This is a genomic window from Sphingomonas folli (assembly GCF_019429525.1).
In the GTDB taxonomy this organism is placed as follows: domain Bacteria; phylum Pseudomonadota; class Alphaproteobacteria; order Sphingomonadales; family Sphingomonadaceae; genus Sphingomonas; species Sphingomonas folii.
The window spans coordinates 342,100-360,890 of sequence record NZ_JAHXZL010000003.1; the positions used below are offsets into that span (position 1 = coordinate 342,100).

Consider the following 18,791-nt stretch of genomic DNA (forward strand, 5'->3'; position numbering starts at 1 on the left):
GTCGTGACGCGGCTAAGCTGCTGAGATACGAGAGCCAGGTGAGAGACACATCCAAACGCCGTCGATCCACCGCATCCGCGGCCGTGGCGCACGGCGAGTCGGAGCCGGAGGTGGAACTCGAGGCAACGCTGGCGGAGCGCGCCTATCAGGCGATCCTCAAGGGGCTGTTCGAGCGCTCCATCCCGGTCGGCACGCCGCTGTCGCAGGCCGAGCTCATCCGCACCCTCGGCATCACCGCACAGCCGCTGCGCGACGCGCTTCGCACGCTCGAGAACGAGGGCCTGGTCGTCATCAGCGCCCGCTCGGGGATCCGCTTCATCCGGGCCGACCTCGAGCTCTCGCGCTCGACCTATCAGTTCCGCTCCCTGATCGAGCGACAGGGCGCGCGCTCGCTGGCGGAGAGCGGCGACGCGGCGATGATCGCGGCGCTGGCCGACGATCACCGCGCGCTGCTCGGCCGGCTCGAGCAGGGCGCATGGGGGCCTGACGAGGAGGCCACGCTCGGCTCGCTCGAGGAGCGGCTCCACACGTCGCTGATCGCCGCGCTCCGCAATCCCCTGATCGAGATCACCGCGCGGCGCCTCAAGAACTACGTGACGCTGGTGCGGCTCGATTGGCTGACGACGCGTCCGCTGGCGATCCGGACGGTCAACGAGCACCTCCAGATCTTGGAGGCCTGTGTGGCGCGCGACGCCGACGCGGCCGAGGCGGCGCTGGTCAACCACTTCCAGCTGGCGTTGCAGCGGCTCATTCGGATGATCTGACTGCGCGGCGACCGGCGGCGCTCGGTCAAGGAGCCCTAGGCACGGGCGCATCCAGCGGGATCAATCTCTGGTTCCTCATTTCGGCCCAGAAGCGGCCGGATGTCGAACGGCTACGGCGCGTCGGCCGCGGCCACGCGCTCGTCACGCCGCCGCAGCAGCGTGCCGCAGGCGAAGCCGGGCCTGTCACCTGCGGACCGATTCCCCAGTGCACGTCCGGGATCGCCCTCGGTACTGATATCTTAGACTTGCATGTGTGTTATTGCGTGCCTAGCGTCGCAGCAAGGTCGGGAATAACAGTAACGGGAGAGGAACAGCGTGCGAGCAGCGTGGCAGTCTCTGGTCGCGTCCGCGTCGTGCCTGCTGACGGCGACGCCGGCGGCAGTGGCGGCCAACACCGCCCGCTTCGCCTGGGTCGACTATGCGGGCGTGGCGAACGGCCCGGCCCCGCGCGGGGGCCAGTTCCGCAACCCTATCATCGCCGGCTATTACCCGGACCCGAGCGTCGTTCGCGTCGGCGACGACGTCTATCTCGTCAACTCCACCTTCGCGTGGTTCCCGGGCATACCGGTGTGGCACAGCAAGGATCTCGTCCACTGGCGGCAGATCGGCAACGCGATCGACCGGCCCGGGCAGTTGGACTTCAGCGGACGACGCATCTCCGAGGGCGTCTTCGCCCCGGCGATCTCCTATCACGCCGGCAGGTTCTACATCGCCAACACCTACGTCGGCTGCGGCGGCAATTTCGTCATCACCGCCGATCGCCCGGAAGGTCCCTGGTCGGCGCCGACCTGGCTGAAGAACGTCGACGGCATCGATCCCTCGCTGTTCTTCGACGACGATGGCAGCGCGTGGCTCGTCACCAACGACCTGCCGGAGGGTCGCGAGCATCATGCCGGCGAGCGTGCGATCTGGCTGCGTCGCTTCGATGTGAAGAGCTTGCAGGCGCCCGGCCGCGGGCGAATGCTGACTGCCGGGTCGAACGCGCAGCGCGCCCCCGTGTGGATCGAAGGCCCACACCTCTTCAGGAAGGACGGCTATTATTATCTGATGGCGGCCGAGGGCGGCACCGACGAGAAGCACAGCGAGGTGATCTTCCGCTCGGACACGATCGCAGGGCCGTACATGCCGGCGCCCACCTCCATCAACCCGATCCTGACCCAGCGCGACCTGTCGGCGGACCGGCCCGACGCGGTCACCTCGACCGGCCATGCCGAGCTGGTGCGGCTCGACCGCGACCGATGGTGGGCGGTGTTCCTCGGCACGCGCCCTTATGCCGCGCAGCGCTATAACACGGGCCGCGAGACCTTCCTGCTGCCGGTGACGTGGCGCGACGGCTGGCCGGTCATCCTGCCGCACGCCACGCCGGTACCGCTCGTCGCGAACGCACCCGCGCTCCCGGCCTCACCGGCGGCGGCCACCACGGGCACTTTCTCGATCCGCGACCGCTTCCAGGCGACCACGCTCGACCCGGCATGGATGATGATGCGGACGCCGCGCACGCGGTGGTGGCGGAGCGGCGCCGGCCTCGTGCTCGAAGCGCGCGCGGAGCGGGTCGGCGACGGTCGGCAGCCGAGCTTCCTCGGTCGCCGCCAGCAACATGCCGACGCCACGCTGACGACGTTGGTCACCTTCCGGCCGGCGGACGGAGAGGAGGCGGGGCTCGTCGCGGTGCAGAACGACAATTACTTCCTGTCGATCGCGGTGACGCGCGAGCGCGGCAGAACGATCGTGCGCGCCGCCCGCCGCGCCGGCCTCGCCGAACCCGCGACGGGGAGGACGCTGGCGCGCAGGCCGGTGCCCGGCGGACCGATCGCGCTGCGCCTCCACGCGCGCGGCGCGCGCTACGACCTCGGCTATCGCACGCCGGGCGGCGCGTGGCAGACGCTGGCCGCCGACGTCGACGGCACCAACCTGTCGAGCGCGGTCGCGGGCGGGTTCGTCGGCACGCTGATGGGGCCGTACGCGCAGCGCTCGGTCGGCGCGACGCCGCGCCCGGCGCAGGAGGAGCCCTATCATCTCGGCGACACGGTCGACGGGGCGCGGTGAGCGGGCGCGACGCTCTGCTCGGCCACGCGCGCGGTAACAGGAGAAAGTGGCATGGATCGCAGGATATTCCTCGGCGGCGCGGCGCTGGCCGCGGCCGCTCCCTTCGGTGGCGCGCGCGCGCAGTTCTTCCGCGGCGGCGTCCCGAAGGGGCCGTTCCTGCCCTATTGGGAGTCGCTCAAGGCGTACGAATGCCCGCCCTGGTTCCGCGACGCCAAGTTCGGCATCTGGGCACATTGGACGCCGCAGAGCGTGCCCGAGCGCGGCGACTGGTACGCGCGCAACATGTATATCCAGGGCACGCCGCAGTATGACAGCCACGTCGCCACCTACGGCCACCCGTCCAAGTTCGGCTACAAGGACATCTGCCACCTGTGGAAGGCGGAGCGATGGCAGCCCGACGCCCTGGTCGACTTGTACAAGCGCGCGGGCGCCGAATATCTCGTCGCGATCGCCAACCACCACGACAATTTCGACTGCTGGGACTCGAAGTACCAGCCGTGGAACGCGATGAACGTCGGACCGCGGCGCGACATCGTCGGCGGATGGGCGAAGGCGGCGCGCGCCAAGGGACTGCGGTTCGGCGTCAGCTACCATGGCACGCCGCACCGCACCTGGGACGAGTTCATGCCGGTGCGCTACAAGGCCGACACCAGCGGCCCGCTCGCGGGCGTGCCCTATGACGGCGTGCAGACCGCCGCCGACGGCAAGGGCCTGTGGTGGCAGGGCATGGATCCGCGACGGCTCAACGGGCCGCCGCATCTCAAGGGTTCGCCCTGCCCCGCTTTCACCGCTGAGTTCCTGCTGCGCGTGCAGGACGTCATCGAACGCTACGATCCCGACATCCTGACCTTCGACGACGGTGTGAAGTTCAACTTCGACGCCGGCGGCCCCGCCGCCCCCGACCTCGGCGTGTGGCTCGGCATCCCCGACCTCGCCCCGCAGATCATGGCCTATTACTACAACCGCAACATGCAGCGGCGCGGCGGCCGACTGGAGGGCGTGCTGGACCTGAAAGAGGCGCCCGAGCCGACCTGGGGCGCGCTCACCCGCGACCTCGAGATGACGCTGGCCGACACGTTGCAGACCGAGCCGTGGCAGACCGAGGCGTGTATCGGCAACTGGCATTATGACCGCCAGCTGCTGACCGACCACGCCTATCGCACGCCCGCGTCGATGATCCCGCTCTTCGTCGATATCGTCAGCAAGAACGGCAATCTGCTGCTGAGCATCCCGCTACCGGGCCATGGCGAGCACGACGCGGACGAGATCGCCTTCCTCGAGGAGATGGCGGCCTGGCAGGCGATCAACGGCGAGGCGATCAAGGGCACTCGCCCCTGGACGCTCTTCGGCGAGGGGCCGTCCACCCGGACCAAGGACGTGCCGTCCTATCAGCTCGCCCAATTCAGGTTCGATCACCGCGACATCCGCTTCACGACGAAGAGCGGCATGCTCTACGCCTTCGCGCTCGGTGTACCGGCGAGCGGCCCCATCAGCATCGAAGCGCTGCGCCTCGGCAGCCCGCACCATCCGCGCGACATCGCCAAGGTCGAGCTGCTCGGCAACAGCGGCCCGCTGCAGTGGACGCGCGGCGACCGCGCGCTCGAGATCACGTTGCCGCCGCGGGTGCCGTCTCGGCACGCGCTCGCCTTCCGCATCGTTCCCGCTTAATCATGGTCACCCGACAACCCACGTTCGGACATCCACCGTCTACTTCCTCATCCGTAGCTTCCGTTGTTCATTTCCGTTGGCGGCTTTAGGTCGAAAGGGCGCGCTCACCTTCAGGTTCCAGCCGATGGCAAGGCACGGCGCTCCAACAATAGGTCCTTCTACGTCTCGAAAGCGGCAGCGGAAAGCGCACGTACATTCCAACCACCAACTTGATCACCTCCGGCGAGGAAATGAAGTAGCGCGACGGGCTGGATGGCTCGCGGACGAGACATGCCCTCTCCTACCTCGCCATTCATCACACGTGCATTAGCTTTCCTAGAGCCACGCCGATCAACGTGAACACCGCCGCTGCCGCGGAGCTGGACGCCGTACCGGGACTGCGTGGGCATGGCTTCGAGATCGTCCAGTACCGCGATGACCGCCGGCGATGATCCGACCTGCGACAGCTCGACGAGGTGCCTGGTCTCACGGGCAAGGTCGATGATGGGCGCGCGTCGCTGACGATTGGCGGGGGGGATGACGGTCGAGGCGTCGCTTGGCCGCGGGTGCGCCGGGGCAGCACCTCGGCTGGTTCAGGTCCGAAGGCGCGGTTCTACCCCGAACAGGTCAACGCCGGGTTCTCACCAGGCGGCGAAGATCAGCCTACTGCGCCGGCGCGATCCACGGGAGGATGCTGCTGCAAAGGCGTGAGCGCTGGCGGAGGCGGGGCGCGTGAGGGGGCGGCGGAGCTTAGCTCGCGCCGCCCGACCCCGCTCAGCGATGCTGCCGATGGTAACGGCTGCGGTAGGCATGGCGATCGTTGCGGTGGTGATTCCGAGCGGCGTAGCGCCGCTGGTTGCCGCGCCTGCGTCGATCATCACGAGCGTGATGGCCTCGTGCGGCGGGACCATGCCCGGGGCGGTGCCCGTCGACGTGCTGGCTATGCCGGCCAGGCTGCGCCTCAGCCGACGTCGCGATCGTCGTGAGACCGCCCATGGATAGCGTCATGGCAAGTGCGGCGATCAGCTTCTTCATCAGCGTCATTCCTCTGTCTGTTCTCGACGGTCGCGAGATAACGCCCTCGTGCATGATCGGATGCTGAAGCGCTTGTTCACGTCTCCTCAAGGGCTTGTTTGTGCCAAGGGGCTGGGCGCTGCCGCCGGATCGCGGGTATGCCATTGAGCATGTCAGAAGGTTCAGCGCGCCCACAATCAGGCGTGATGTTCCTAAAGCCTTATCGCCGTAAAATGAAGTGGGTGCTGAGCTGATCGCCCTAGTCAGGTCTCGCAAGTTGTCGGAAACGCCAACCGCCGTCGATCGCGAAGCCTCTGATCTCACCTGACTGCACGTATACGCCCGGCTATTCAATCTTCCCGGCTACATCGGCGATGTCTCGGTTGGACAAGCCGGCACCCTCGTCGCGGAGATAGCGGACCAGCTCGTCCACGTCGGCCGGGCCGTAGCTGAGATCGAGCGCATCCATCTTGATTGACACGGAGGAACGCTCCTCGCGGGTCATCTCCTCTATGCTCGCCACGCACTCGCCAAGTGTTCCCTGGAAGACGCTGCGCGATGTTGGCTCGCCGTGATCATCGGCTGCGTAGGCGGTCGCAGGTTCGCTCAACGGATAGGTGGTCATGTCAGATCTCCGATACTCCGAGAAGCAACGTGCGCGCTGAGATGTCGGGCCCAGGCTGCCGCCGCTTCTGAAACGGCGTCACGCCGTATCGTTCGTTGCGCCCAGGTCGTCCCAGGGCAGGCGCGCCGCCGGCGATTCCACCGGACCCCCGCGCGAAGAACCTTGAGGAGCGTCACGCTCGGTCACGTGACATCATGGTGATGCCGGTGGCGCTGCCCATGGGATAATTCGCGGACCGTCCAGCGACGTCGCGATTCTGCGCGGATGGAGAGGCGATGCTCGCGGCCGGCGTGCTGACGATAGCAGCGGTTCACGAGGGAGAGACCGCGGCAGCCGAGCGCGCCGTGGCGCACCGCGCGCTCGGTAACGTGCGTTTAGAGGGCGTTCGAACGACGTTGTGGGCCCGATCGGATGCGACGGCCGTTCTCTACTTCCGACAGGAGAATAGCTTCATGGCGCAAGAGACCGAGCATGACGACGCCGATGACGGCGGCACCAACAACCCCGGTGAGAATGGCGAAGATCGGGACATACTCGGCAAGGAGCAGAAGGATCTTACCGCCGAGGATCTTGAAGGCGACGGACGTACCGAGGATGATGCCGCGGACCTGCCCGACGCAGAGACTAAGTACCTTGGCGACTTCGCCTGATCCACTGTGTCGAACGAGCCCTGCCCTCGCGATCGGGGTGCTGCTCCACGGCATCCCTGACTCGGGGGTGGTAACGTGCCTGAGGGACTGTCGAGCGCGGCTGGCATGAAGGGGTCGGGTCGCGCCGCGGCGGGGAGGTGTTGTCAGAGCAACTGCATCGAGGGCGACATCGGCGTTACTGCTCCATTCGCTTGCCCGATGGCAGCGAGGAAGACCTTCTCTTCATCCAGCTTCACGTACGACTCGTCCAGGTGCCGGCGCCAATGACGGGAGACTCGCATATAGGTCACCCGCTGACGCCGCATCTCGCCCGCGAACCGCGGACCGAACCTGTCCGGCATAGCCCCACCGTCTCGTGCTCGATATCGACGACTTGCGCGGCCGGCGCATCCACCTCCCCTACCCTGCCCATGGTCGCGGGTGCTTCAGCTTGGCAGCACCTGGCGCGGGCTTCGCCTCGCGCTACCAAGTCAGGTGTCGGCGAGCACCGCATAGTCCATCGCGGAGAGGTCACTGAGCAGGTCGGTTCCCGAAGGCTCCCAGCCCAGCCTGGCGCGCGTCCAGTCGCTCGACGCCATCATGTCGAGCCCCGCGAAAGGCGCCATCCAGCCGAGATAATGCTCGACCTCGCCGGAGTCGATGGAGCGGACCGGCAGGCCGGTGCCCCTCCCGATCGCCTCGGCGATGGCGCGCGCGGCGACGCCCTCCTCCACCGAGGCATTGTACCGCGCGCCGGGCTGACCTTTCTCCAGGGCCAGGACGTAGAGCTTCGCTACGTCGCTGACATGTGCCGCAGACCAGCGCGTTTTCCCCTCCCCGAGGTACGCCACCGCCCCCGCCCGGCGCGCCTCGGCGATCAGCGGCGTGATGAGACCCGCCTTGCTGGTGTCGTGCACCTGCGGTAGCCGGATCGTACGCACGTCGATGCGGCGTGCGATCAGCGCGGCGCCGGCCAACTCAGTCGCGATGCGCGGATTGGCATGGCGGGGGTTGAGCACGTCTTCCGTCGCCGGTCCGCCATCCAGAGGGGTCCCGATACCAACGCCCGAGGTGATGAGGATCGGCTTCTGCGTTCCCTCCAGCGCCTTCCCCATCTCCGCGATGGCACGCTCGTCCTTCCTCGTGTTCTCGAAGAAGGTCTGGAAGTTATGGTCGAACGCACAGTGGATCACCGCATCCGCCACCGCGGCACCGCTGGCGAGGGTCTCGGGCTGCTCCAGATCGCCGCGATGGACGTCGGCACCTGCTGCCTTGAGCCGGCGTGCGCCCGAGTCGGAGCGAGCGAGGCCGAGCACCTGATGACCGCGGCCGAGCAGCTCGGGGATGACGTGCGAGCCGATGAAGCCGGTCGCGCCGGTAAGGAACACGCGCATGGGTAATCTCCTCGTTGCCGGGAGAGCATGTCGCGCCCTGGAGAGACGTGTTAAAGGAGTGATCTTATCGTGGTATAACAAGCAATAGGATCAGCCATGGCCAGCGACGCGCCCAACGCGCTCGGCACCTATCTGCGCGATCGGCGCGCCCGTCTCGACCCAGCCACCTTCGGCTTCGTCGGTGGCCGGCGCCGCACACCAGGGCTGCGCCGCGAGGAGGTGGCGATCCGCGCCAACATCAGCCCCACATGGTACACTTGGCTGGAGCAGGGCCGCGGCGGGGCACCGTCGGCCGACGTGCTCGATCGGATCGCCAAGGGATTGATGCTGACCGAGCCCGAACGCGAACATATCTACATGCTGGGTCTCGGCCGTCTCCCCGAGGCACAGTATCGGCCGGCCGACGGCATCACTCCGCGGCTGCAGCGCGTGCTCGACGGCATGCCGCTCAGCCCCGCGATCATCAAGACCGCGATGTGGGACGTCGTGGGCTGGAATCGGGCCGCCGCGGCGCTGCTGACTGACTATGCGCGCTTGCCGCCCGACGGGCGCAACATCCTGCGACTGATGTTCGTCGGCGGCAAAGGTCGCACGCGCAACGAGGACTGGGACAGCGTCGCGCGCTTCGTCGTGGGTGCGTTCCGCGCCGACATGGCGAGGGCCGGCGCGCATGGCAGCGTGGCAGCGGCGAGGCTGGTCGATGAACTGAGCCGGCTCAGCCCGGAGTTCGAGGCATTGTGGCGCGACAATGACGTCGTGGCGCACAGCGAGGGCGTCAAGCGCATCCGCCACCCGAAGGCGGGCCGCGTGGCCTTGGAATTCTCCTCCTTCATGGTCGAGGGCAGGCCGGAACTCGGGATGATCGTCTACAATCCGGCGACTCCCGCGGATGCGGACAAGGTTCGCGTCCTGGTCGAGGCCGCGGGCGAATAGATGCGTCCGCGCTACGCTCAAGCCGAAGCGCATAAGACGACCGTCGCGCCGGAGCGGCCGCCGGGACGTCGTAGCGGTGACCCTGAAGCCGATCGCCCGAGCGCCAGGACCGGGGTTGAGTCGAGCGCGCGTTGATCCTCTACGAGGCTCTCCACCCTGACGCGCGAGCTTGTTCGAGTCGATCTACTCTCGCTCTGACCCACGAACCGCCAGCTTACCGCGCTTCGGCGGTTGCCGACGTACCAGCGCGCGGCCGAGCGGCCATTCTCGGCCCGAACGAGGGTGGCGTCGTCCGCGTGGCCCAGGATCGGTTCGGCTGCTGCGCCATCGTGAAGGCAAGCGTGGCACCGCGCGTGACCGCCTCGGCGGTGAGCCAGGCGCGATCGCTGGCGCGCCCATCGACGCGCAGCGCGGTGACATAGGGCGCGTCGGGCGCGGCGCCCGGCGCGTCAATCACGAGCCGGACGCCGCCGGGCCGCTCGATCGTCGCGCGCGGGAAGAGCGGGCTGCCGATCACCAGCTCGGCGCGGCCGGGATAGAGCGGGTACAGCCCGAGGGCGGACCAGACGTACCAGGACGACATCTGCCCTAGGTCATCGTTGCCTGAGATGCCGGCGGGTGTGTTCGTCCAGATCTGCCGCATCGCCGCGCGCACCGTCTCCTGCGTCTTCCACGGCTCGCCGGTGAACAGATAGGTCCAGGGCGAGGCGATCGACGGCTCGTTGTCGAGCTCGGCGTGGAGCGGGCCCGCCTTCGTCACCGCCCAGCCGCCGTCGGGCGCGCGGAAGAAGGCGTCGAGCCGGCGCGACGCCGCGGCGCGGCCGCCCAGCACGTCGATCAGGCCGGCCGGGTCGAACGGCACCATCCAGAGATATTGCGCTCCGCTGCCTTCCACCATCTCCTCGTCCGAGGCCGGGTCGAAGCGCGGCCAGCCGCCGTCGGCACGGCGCGGCTGGAGATAGCCGCCGGCCGGCGTGGCCTCCGGGTTGTACAGGTTGCGCCACCAGCCCGAGCGGTCGCGGAACATCCGCTCGCCCGCGCGGTCTCCGGCGTGGCGCGCCAGCTCGGCCAGCCCGAAGTCGGCCGCGGCGAGCTCCAGCGTGTCCGACACCGTGCCCCAACCCGGAGCGCCGACCGGCATGTAGTGGAGCCTCAACCACTGATCGAGCCCTGGTCGCTGCCCGACGCACAACACCGGGCAGCCCTTGCGGTCGAGGTCCTTGGCACTGGGCACCGTCGCGGCGCGACGCAGTGAAGCATAGGCATGCGCGAGGTCGAACGAGCGGCCGCCGAAGGCGTAGATGGCGGCGAGCGACGGAGGCGAGGGATCGCCGTTCATCACGCCGGTGGCGCCGGTGAGATGCGTCCAGCGGTCCCAGGTGCCGCCGTTCTGCTCGGACTGGTTGAGCAGCGACTGAGCGATGTCGGAACCGCGCTGCGGGTCGAGCAGCGTCACCAGCTGGAGCTGGGAGCGATAGACGTCCCAGCCCGAGTAGTTCGCATATTGGGCCTGCTGCCGCGGCGCGAGCGCGTGCACCGCCGCGTCGAAGCCGCGATAGCGGCCGTCGACGTCGCTGTAGAGGTTGGGCGTCATCAGCGCGTGGTACAGCGCGGTGTAGAAGACCGTGCGCTCGTCGCGGCCGCCGCCCTCGATGCGGATGCGGCCGAGCGCCTGCTCCCACGCGGCGCGGCCCGCGGCCTGAACCGAGTCCAGGCTGGTGCCCATGGGGCTCTCGCGCTCCAGATTTCTGCGCGCGCCCGCGGCGTCGACGTAGGACACGCCGACACGCATCGTCACCGCGCGAGCGGCGTCAGGGGCGAAGCTGATCCAGCCGCCCGCGCCGCGCCCTGCCGGCGGGTGCCCGCGGTCTCCGTAGCCGGTGCCCCCGCCCCCGCTCACCGCGCCGGCGCTGACACGCTCGTCGCGCCACGTCCCGCCGACGGTGAAGGGCTGGTCGAACTGCGCGACGAAGTGGAGCGTATAATAGCTCTCGCGCCGGTCCGCCGCGAGATAGCCGCAGAAGTTGCCGGAAGTGACGGTGCCGCTGACGGTGCGCGTCGCCGGGTCGATCCGGATCGTCGAGTCGCTACTGCCGACCTCGCTGTCGGACGTGCGGAACAGCAGGTTGGCGGGCTTGTCAGCGGGGAAGGCGAAGCGGCCCACCGCGCTGCGCTCGGTCGCGCCGAGGTCGACCGCGACGCCATTGTCGAGCGTGACATGATAGGCACCAGGGGAAGCACGCTCGGCGGCGTGATCGAGCAGGCTGGCGTAGCTCAGTCCCGCGTCCACCGACGCGGGCGAGCGCTCGACCGGGATCGTCACCGGCATGATCGGCACGTCCCCGCTCGCCCCGGCGCAGCCGGTGCCGGAGACATGGGTGAGGCTGAAGCCGCGCACACCGTTGCCGCGCCATTCGTAGCCGCCGGGCGCCGCGATCGGCAGCCGCTTGCCCGGCAGTGGCGTGAGCTCGGGGCTGAACGCCACCATGCCGAACGGTCGCGTTGCGCCAGGGAAGACGTTGCCGCCGTTGGTGGTGCCGATGAAAGGGTTGATCTCCGCAGTGAGCGCCGACGGCGCGCCCTGCTGCGCCGCTGCCAGCCCCGCGAGACTCAGGCAGATGGCGGCTCCCACACCGTAGCGGATCATCGCCCTCTCTCACGCATGATTATGAAAGATGTTTATCTTAAGCGTGACGTCGGGGCCGTCAACTGGAGTGTCGCGGGCTCCCGATGGGTGCTGTCGGTCTGATGCGAACTCGCCTGTACACGATGCACTCCGACCGTCATGGGATCGCCTCAGCGTGCGCTACGCCAGCCCAGATGACCGAAGGTGAGTGTGATACCCAGCGTATGCCCGGTTACACCGGAACCGCGGATAAGGGAGGCGTAGGCGCCGATCCCCACTCCCGAGTCAACCGGATAGTCGAGGCGGAGCGTGCCCCCGATTTCGCCGAGCCGCTGAAATCCGAACTGGTTGCTCTTGTCTCCGACCAGCTCGGTACCCCGGCCGAAGACGCCGGCAAAAAACTCGCGCTCGCCAACATAGACCTTCGTCGCCGTCTCGACGCCGGCCCTGAGTGTGGCGATGCCCGCGGAGCCACGCGGTCGCAGTCCTCGATCCGTGACCGCGTCGTCGATGGAGTAATAGTAATTGTAGCGCGGCGCGAGGGTTAGCCAGGTGTCCTTGAGAAGAAGCGTACGATAGTCGAGGCGCACCGCACCGCCGACGAACCGGTAGCGGCCACTAGCGCGCGCATGCCGGTCAGAGCACTAGGACGATCTTGCCGCCGCCTCCCTTTTCTAGCCGCTCATGTGCGGCGCGCGCGTCGCTGAGAGGCATGCGCGCGCTGATCGGCAGCACGAAGCGGCCGTCCCGCACGTTGTCGGCGAACTCGCGCAACTTAGACGCGTCAGGCCGCGCGAAGACCCGCGTCACCTGAATGTCAGGAATACGTGCCGCGACGCCGTCGGGGAGAACGGAGGCGTATCCGAACCGACCGCCAGCCTTGACCTTCTCGAACAGCTTGGCCGCGATCTCGCCGCCAACCGTGTCGGCGACACCATCGACGCGGTCGAGGCGGTTGATCGCATCCTCGTCGTCGAGCGCGAGCACGCCGTCGACGCCTAGCGTCGCCGCCTCGGCCGATTGTCGCGCTCGCACGCCTGCGATCACCCGGGCGCCGAGCTCTCGAGCGGTGTGCACCGCCGCTCGGCCGACGCTGCCGAGGGCGCCTGTGACCAGGATCACCTGCCCCGCGGCGACGCCCGTCGCGATCCGGACGAGCTGCTCGCCCGTCATCGACACGAGCGGGAGCGCGGCAGCGTCGATCGGGTCGACCCCTTCCGGCAGGTGAGTCACGGTGTCCGCCCTGACGACGACGCGTTCGGCATAGGTCGCCTCCGCCAGCGCGATGACTCGATCGCCCGGTCGGAACGTGCGCACCGCGTCGCCGACGGCCTGCACGATGCCGCTCACGTCCTTTCCGAGGATGGCCGGCAGATCGAGCGGGAAGTCCTTCTGTCGCGCGCCCGAGCGGACCTTCCAGTCGATCGGGTTCACGCTGGTCGCTACCGTCTCGATCAGGACCGAGTCCGACGTGAGCGCCGGCTCAGGCGCGTCGGTCTCATATGTGAGAACCTCGGGGCCGCCGTAGCGATAGATGCGAACCGCCCTCATACTCACCTTCTCCACCATCATCGACTATCGCTGAGCCGAACAGCAGAAGGAATCTCGGGCGGCAGGAGTTCCCGTCGATCGCGATCCGGCGAGCGGAGAAGCGAGGAAGCTGCTACGGACGGCCACGGCCGCCACCGGCCTCGGAGATCCGCGCTCGTGACGACACCGTCGCCGACCTTCCTCGAGCGCGCCACCGGCGCGGTGCTGTCGCCGGTCATCTCGACCATCGCGGCCTTCAACCGCTGGCGGCTGCCCCCGCTCGACGCGCCACATGCGCTGCTGACCGGGATCCATCAGCCGATGACCGAGGAGCTGACGCTTCACGATCTCGCCGTCGAGGGCACGATCCCGGCCGCGCTCGACGGCCGCTACGTGCGAATCGGTCCCAATGCCGCCGCGCCCGACCCGCGCACCTACCATTTCTTCGTCGGCGACGGCATGCTGCACGGCATCCGCCTCCGTGGCGGACGCGCCGCCTGGTATCGCAATCGCTGGATCCGCTCGACCCAAGTCGCGAAGGCACGCGGCTTCCGGGCCGCACCCGGTCCTCGGCACATATTCGATACCGTTAACACCAGCGTGCTCGACCATGCCGGTGCTGGCTGGGCCCTGGTCGAGGCGGGCAGCACACCGGTGCGCTTCGACGACGAGCTCGGCGCGCAGACATACGACGATTTCGCCGGCACCTTGCCCGGGTCCTTCACCGCTCACCCGCGCCGCGATCCGATGACGGGCGAACTGCACGCGCTCTGCTACGAGGCGACCGATCCGCGGCGAGTGCGCTACAACGTCGTCGACGTCGCCGGCCGTGTCCGGCGCACGGTCGTCATCCCGGTCCGGCAAGGTCCGCTGATCCACGACTGCGCGATCACCGAACGCTATGTTATCATCCTCGACCTGCCGCTGACCCTGTCCATGCGGGTCGTGCTCGCCGGCCACGGCTTCCCCTATCGTTGGAACGGCGCCCACCCGCCGCGGGTCGGCCTGCTGCCGCGCGATGGGGTGGCCGAGGACATCGTGTGGGTTCCGATCGAACCCTGTTTCGTCTTCCACCACGCCAACGCCTTCGACCTGCCCGACGGCCGAGTGGTGCTCGACGTGATCGCCTATGACCGCATGTTCGCCGGCGACAACGCCGCCCCCGACGAACTGCCGCGCAGTCTGGAACGGTGGACGATCGACCCCGCACGGCGCACGGTCGAACAGCGGACCATCGATGCCACGCCGCAGGAGCTGCCTGTCAGCGACGATCGTCGCACCGGCCTACCCTATCGCTACGTCTATGCGCTCGCGCTGCCCGAACACCCGACCGACGAGATGGTCGGCGCAACCCCGCTTCTCAAGCACGACCTCGAGACCGGCACGTGCCACCGCCACCATTTCGGGCCCGGGCGCATACCAGGCGAGTTCGTCTTCGTGCCGGCGGCACCGGATGCCGCCGAGGACGAAGGTTGGCTCATGGGGCTGGTGATCAACGCCGATCGCCGCTCGACAGCGCTGGAGATCCTCGACGCGCAGGACTTCCCGGCACCGGCAGTCGCGAGCGTTCGCATCCCCCACCTCGTTCCGCCCGGCATACACGGCGCATGGCTGCCCACGCCCCTACCGGCAGCGAACCCGACCTGAGACCCAGAAGGGGTCACTCGTGAGGTCCTGACCGCTTCCTGATCCGGCCACTCGTTCAACTCACCCACTGGCGCCCTCACTCGGTCGGACGCAGTCGGCTCCTTTTTGGTCAACGGCCAAAAAGACGCGACAGACGGGGGCTCATCCAACGGCGTACCGACCCGTCGTAGAGCTTGAGGCTGCCGTCTGCGATCGCCACCGCCGTGACCACGAGCGCCGCGCCGATCGGGGCGCCGATCCGTGTGGGCACCTTCCGATCGCTCACCCAGGCAGTGTAGACGTCGATGAGCGGCTAGCGGGTGATATAGAGCGGGAACGACGGATCGCCGAAAGCGCGCGCGACCAGCAGGCCCTGTCCTGTCGCGGCCTTATGCCGGGGACCGATCGCGACCGAGTACGGCGGTCTCGTCGCCTCTGGACATGTCGATGAGGTCGAGCTTGAGCCCGTCCCTTCCCCCGTCACGCACCGCGCGGCGGAACGTCTCGATCAGATAGGCGCGTCGGTCAATCGCCGCTTCATGACCGCCGGCAGCAGGCGACACCGAAACATCGATCGAGCGACGCCGTTGGCGACCACGAGCACGACGCTCCCCACATGCAAGCATGTCAGCGCGCGCCATTCCGCTCCGATGGATGGGCTTTGCAGCTGTCAGGTGCTTGGCAGCCGCCAAGGAGCGAGTTGCCGGTTCATTGATACGTGACACCAAGGTGCCGAAGCGGCCGAGAACGTTCTCTCTCGAAATAAACCGAAGCTCGATAAAACCGCTTGGCGAAACTTTTTTTATCTGATTAAAAGCATGTCGATCGGGTAGGTAAATCTCGGACGAGCAACGATCCGGGCGGGGTTTCACAAACGAGGGTAGCTTGGCGGCGCCTCAGCGTAGCGAGATGCGACCCGCCATGCGCTTGTCAGCGTCGCGCGATCCATGTTGATCACGGCCTCGTTCTGTCACTTGCATCCGGTCTGGCAGCGTTACGACCAACAGGTCGGGCGCCAGCTGATTTAGTTACATGTATAACTACACCTGGGAGGGGTTGTCATGGCTTCGAAGATGAAGTTCGCGCTTTTAGTCAGCGCCGCGTTGCTTGCATCTCCTGCCGCCGCGCAGGACGCCGCCCAGCCGGCCGCAGGCGCACCGCAGACGAGTCCCGACGGCACCGTGCAGGAACCCACCCCGCCCGCCGCGCAGGTCGGTCCGGGCGCGACCGACGCCGCCGACGAGATCGTCGTCACCGGCATCCGCAGCAGCCTCGCCTCTTCCGCCAGGATCAAGCGCGACGCGCAGCAGATCGTCGACTCCATCTCGGCAGAGGATGTCGGCAAGTTCCCCGACGCGAACATCGCGGAGTCGCTCCAGCGCATCACCGGCGTCGCGATCGACCGCTCGGGCGGCGAGGGCCAGTTCATCACCGTCCGCGGCCTCGGGCCCGAGTTCAACACGGTGCTGGTCAACGGCCGCGTCATGGCGACCGACAATCCCGGGCGCGAATTCTCGTTCGACGTGCTGTCGTCGAACATGATCCAGCGCACCGACGTCTTCAAGTCCAGCGTGCCCGAGCTCCAGGAAGGTGGCATCGGCGCGACGGTCAACATCATCACCGCGCGCCCGCTAGACGGCCGCAGCGGCTTCCATCTCGCCGCGTCGGCGGGCGGGATCTACGACACGCTGCGCGAGAAGCTCAGCCCTGACTTCTCGGCGGTGACGTCGCTCACCAACGAGGCCAAGACGCTCGGCATCGTGCTATCGGGTTCGTACACGGACCGGCGCAGCCAACTCGACTTCGTCGACGTCGGCGGGTGGCTCTACGGCCCGCAGAATGTCGTGAACGGCACCGGCGACTCCGCGGGCCTCCAGCCCGGTGCGATCACCAGCACCGGGACGACCGTGAACGTGCCGCAGAGCGTCAACTACCGGCGTGAACTCGATCGCCGACGCCGCATCAACGTGGCGGGCGCGGTGCAGGCCCAGGTCAGTGATCAGCTGCTGCTCACCGTCGACGGCATCTATTCCAAGTTCGACGTCTTCGCGGACACCAACACCTTCGCCAATTTCTACTCCAGCCCATATATCGGCGTGCAGTTCGACGACACCGCCTCGGCGATCGGCTTCAACCGGCCCGGCCAGCAGTTCCTCGCCGCCAACCCTGCCCTCAACGGCTTGGTATCGCTGTCGCAGAACGACAACATCGTCAGCAAGAACGTCCGCCAGACACAGACCTACCAGATCGGCGGCAACCTCAAGTGGAACCCGGCCGAGGACGTCGAGGTGCGCCTCGACGCCTCGACGACCCGGGCGACGCAGCGCGCGCCCAACCAGTTCGTCGTGGTCGGCTCGCTCGCGCAGACCAGTCCGCGCTTCGACCTCAACAAGGACGGTGACCTGCCGATCGCGTCGAACTTCGGCAACATCACCGATCCCTCGCTGATGCGCGCCCACTATACCGGGGTCGACGCGGACCGCGTCCGCGACACCAGCTCCGAGTTCCACCTCGACACCGACTACAAGATCCATGACAGCATCCTGCGCTCGGTTCGGATCGGCGTGGCCTATTCGGACCGGACCAAGGATCGCCGCTCGTTCAGCAACCGCGACGGGAACAGCGCCTACACCGGCTATGAGATCCCGATCGATCCGTCGCTGCTGTCGACCTACAAGCTCGACAACTTCCTGCCCGGCGTGTCCGGCAGCGAGAGTGCGCCGCAGCAATTCTTCACCTACGATCCCAACGCCATCATCGCCTTCCTCTCCGATCCGCGGACGCTCGCGCTGCCGCGTCAGGGTCGCACCGCGGCGGAGCAGGCGGCAGAGGCCGCACGACTGCTGGCGTTGCCCGGCGGCCCCTTCGGTCTGCGAGAGAACCCCGGCAGCAACGCCAACGTGAACGAGCGACTGCTCGCCGGCTATATCGCGATGTCGTTCGGTGGCGAGAACTGGAGCGCCAACGCGGGCGTCCGCGTGGTGCGGACGCAGACCATCTCGCGCGGTTTCAGCCAGCCGGTGGTCGACGTCTCGAACGCTCGCGGTGACGACACGCTGATCTACACCTACGGGCCATCCACGCCGATCTCGGTGCGCAATAGCTATGTCAACGCGCTGCCCTCGGCGAACATCAAGTTCAACGCCACCGAGAAGCTGATCGCCCGCGCCGCTTTCTCGCAGACCGTGACCCGACCGACGCTGACCGATCTGGGCGTCGACAATTCGTTCGGCGGGCGCATCTCTGTCCCGCTGTCGAGTGGCGGCAACCCGACGCTCGAACCGTTCAAATCGACCAACTATGATCTCTCCGTCGAGTATTACCTGAACTCGATCAGCTACGTCAGCGTCGGCGGCTTCTATAAGGACCTGAGCAACTTCCTCGAACTGCAGACGGTGCCGGTGCAGCGGTTCGGCCGGACTTACCAGGACACTCGGACGCGGAACGGCCAGAGCGGGTATATCCGCGGCGTCGAGGTCGGCGGGCAATATACGTTCGACTGGCTGCCCGGCGTGCTGTCCGGGTTCGGCGTGGCCGGCAACTACACCTATGTCGAGAGCAAGGCCGAGCGCGACGCGTCGCTGGCCGACTATGACTGCGGTTACAATGGGCTCTCGCCGCACTCGGCCAACGGCAGCCTCTTCTACGAGAAATACGGTCTCTCCGCGCGCGGCTCGTACAATTGGCGCTCGGACTACCTCCGCTCGTGCCGCTCCGATCAGAGCCGTCCGCGCAATCGTTCGAGCTACGGCCAGCTGGACTTCAACGTCGGCTACGACATCACGCCCAACGTCCAGATCTACGTCCAGGGCGTCAACGTGACCAACCAGCGCATTCACGAATGGTCGGCGATCGAGGAGCGGTTCCTGCTGCTGCAGGAGACCGGCGCACGCTACAATTTCGGCGCGCGCGTCAAATTCTGAGCGGACCTTCGTCGATGAGGGCGGTCGTGCGCGC

The 18,791-nt window shown here is 67.6% G+C and carries 16 protein-coding genes; 7 read left to right on the forward strand and 9 right to left on the reverse strand.

Annotated features, from left to right (window positions below):
- Positions 1–110 precede the first annotated feature (110 nt).
- The 3 genes from KZ813_RS06515 to KZ813_RS06525 all read left to right on the forward strand — a co-directional run bounded on the left by KZ813_RS06515 (position 111) and on the right by KZ813_RS06525 (position 4,478).
- Entirely contained in the window at positions 111–764 is a 654-nt protein-coding gene (locus tag KZ813_RS06515; protein WP_308461802.1) for a GntR family transcriptional regulator, read from the forward strand.
- A 315-nt stretch (positions 765–1,079) separates the two neighbouring features.
- Positions 1,080–2,810: a glycoside hydrolase family 43 protein gene (locus tag KZ813_RS06520; protein ID WP_308461803.1), complete on the forward strand. Its 1,731-nt coding sequence runs from the start codon at positions 1,080–1,082 to the stop codon at positions 2,808–2,810.
- Between the two features lie 51 nt (positions 2,811–2,861).
- Positions 2,862–4,478, forward strand: coding sequence for an alpha-L-fucosidase (locus KZ813_RS06525; protein ID WP_219754152.1), 1,617 nt, complete (start codon positions 2,862–2,864; stop codon positions 4,476–4,478).
- Between the two features lie 753 nt (positions 4,479–5,231).
- Here the strand turns inward: KZ813_RS06525 and KZ813_RS06530 are convergent.
- Positions 5,232–5,492: a hypothetical protein gene (locus KZ813_RS06530; RefSeq protein WP_219754153.1), complete on the reverse strand. Its 261-nt coding sequence runs from the start codon at positions 5,490–5,492 to the stop codon at positions 5,232–5,234.
- 325 nt (positions 5,493–5,817) lie between these two features.
- A complete protein-coding gene (locus KZ813_RS06535) occupies positions 5,818–6,096 on the reverse strand; it encodes a hypothetical protein (protein WP_219754154.1) in 279 nt (92 codons plus the stop codon).
- 275 nt (positions 6,097–6,371) lie between these two features.
- On the opposite strand from KZ813_RS06535, the gene KZ813_RS06540 reads away from it, so the two are divergent.
- Positions 6,372–6,746 (forward strand): hypothetical protein, encoded by a 375-nt coding sequence (locus KZ813_RS06540; RefSeq protein WP_219754155.1) that lies wholly within the window; start codon positions 6,372–6,374, stop codon positions 6,744–6,746.
- A 143-nt stretch (positions 6,747–6,889) separates the two neighbouring features.
- Here the strand turns inward: KZ813_RS06540 and KZ813_RS06545 are convergent, their stop codons facing one another.
- Both KZ813_RS06545 and KZ813_RS06550 read right to left on the reverse strand, forming a co-directional pair.
- Positions 6,890–7,087, reverse strand: a complete 198-nt coding sequence (locus KZ813_RS06545; protein ID WP_219754156.1) for a hypothetical protein — start codon at positions 7,085–7,087, stop codon at positions 6,890–6,892.
- Between the two features lie 129 nt (positions 7,088–7,216).
- The gene (locus tag KZ813_RS06550) at positions 7,217–8,119 is read right to left on the reverse strand and encodes an SDR family oxidoreductase (RefSeq protein WP_219754157.1); all 903 of its coding nucleotides are present in this window, start codon (positions 8,117–8,119) and stop codon (positions 7,217–7,219) included.
- A gap of 96 nt (positions 8,120–8,215) precedes the next feature.
- Here KZ813_RS06550 and KZ813_RS06555 point away from each other — a divergent pair, with 96 nt between their 5' ends.
- On the forward strand, positions 8,216–9,052 hold the full coding sequence (locus KZ813_RS06555) for a helix-turn-helix transcriptional regulator (protein WP_219754158.1): 837 nt from the start codon (positions 8,216–8,218) through the stop codon (positions 9,050–9,052).
- A gap of 214 nt (positions 9,053–9,266) precedes the next feature.
- Here KZ813_RS06555 and KZ813_RS06560 read toward each other — a convergent pair whose 3' ends face one another.
- The 3 genes from KZ813_RS06560 to KZ813_RS06570 form a co-directional block, all read right to left on the reverse strand.
- Positions 9,267–11,699, reverse strand: a complete 2,433-nt coding sequence (locus KZ813_RS06560; RefSeq protein ID WP_219754159.1) for a GH92 family glycosyl hydrolase — start codon at positions 11,697–11,699, stop codon at positions 9,267–9,269.
- Between the two features lie 149 nt (positions 11,700–11,848).
- Entirely contained in the window at positions 11,849–12,268 is a 420-nt protein-coding gene (locus KZ813_RS06565) for a hypothetical protein (protein WP_219754160.1), read from the reverse strand.
- Between the two features lie 46 nt (positions 12,269–12,314).
- The gene (locus KZ813_RS06570; protein ID WP_219754161.1) at positions 12,315–13,247 is read right to left on the reverse strand and encodes an NADP-dependent oxidoreductase; all 933 of its coding nucleotides are present in this window, start codon (positions 13,245–13,247) and stop codon (positions 12,315–12,317) included.
- A gap of 138 nt (positions 13,248–13,385) precedes the next feature.
- Here KZ813_RS06570 and KZ813_RS06575 point away from each other — a divergent pair, with 138 nt between their 5' ends.
- Positions 13,386–14,855, forward strand: coding sequence for an 8'-apo-carotenoid 13,14-cleaving dioxygenase (locus tag KZ813_RS06575; protein WP_308461804.1), 1,470 nt, complete (start codon positions 13,386–13,388; stop codon positions 14,853–14,855).
- 109 nt (positions 14,856–14,964) lie between these two features.
- On the opposite strand, the gene KZ813_RS06580 is transcribed toward KZ813_RS06575, so the two are convergent.
- Together KZ813_RS06580 and KZ813_RS06585 are read right to left on the reverse strand one after the other, a co-directional pair.
- Complete coding sequence (locus KZ813_RS06580; protein WP_219754162.1) at positions 14,965–15,120, reverse strand: hypothetical protein; 156 nt, start codon at positions 15,118–15,120, stop codon at positions 14,965–14,967.
- Between the two features lie 103 nt (positions 15,121–15,223).
- Positions 15,224–15,706, reverse strand: coding sequence for a hypothetical protein (locus tag KZ813_RS06585; RefSeq protein ID WP_219754163.1), 483 nt, complete (start codon positions 15,704–15,706; stop codon positions 15,224–15,226).
- A 189-nt stretch (positions 15,707–15,895) separates the two neighbouring features.
- Here KZ813_RS06585 and KZ813_RS06590 point away from each other — a divergent pair, with 189 nt between their 5' ends.
- Positions 15,896–18,757, forward strand: a complete 2,862-nt coding sequence (locus KZ813_RS06590; RefSeq protein ID WP_219754164.1) for a TonB-dependent receptor — start codon at positions 15,896–15,898, stop codon at positions 18,755–18,757.
- Positions 18,758–18,791: the final 34 nt, after the last annotated feature.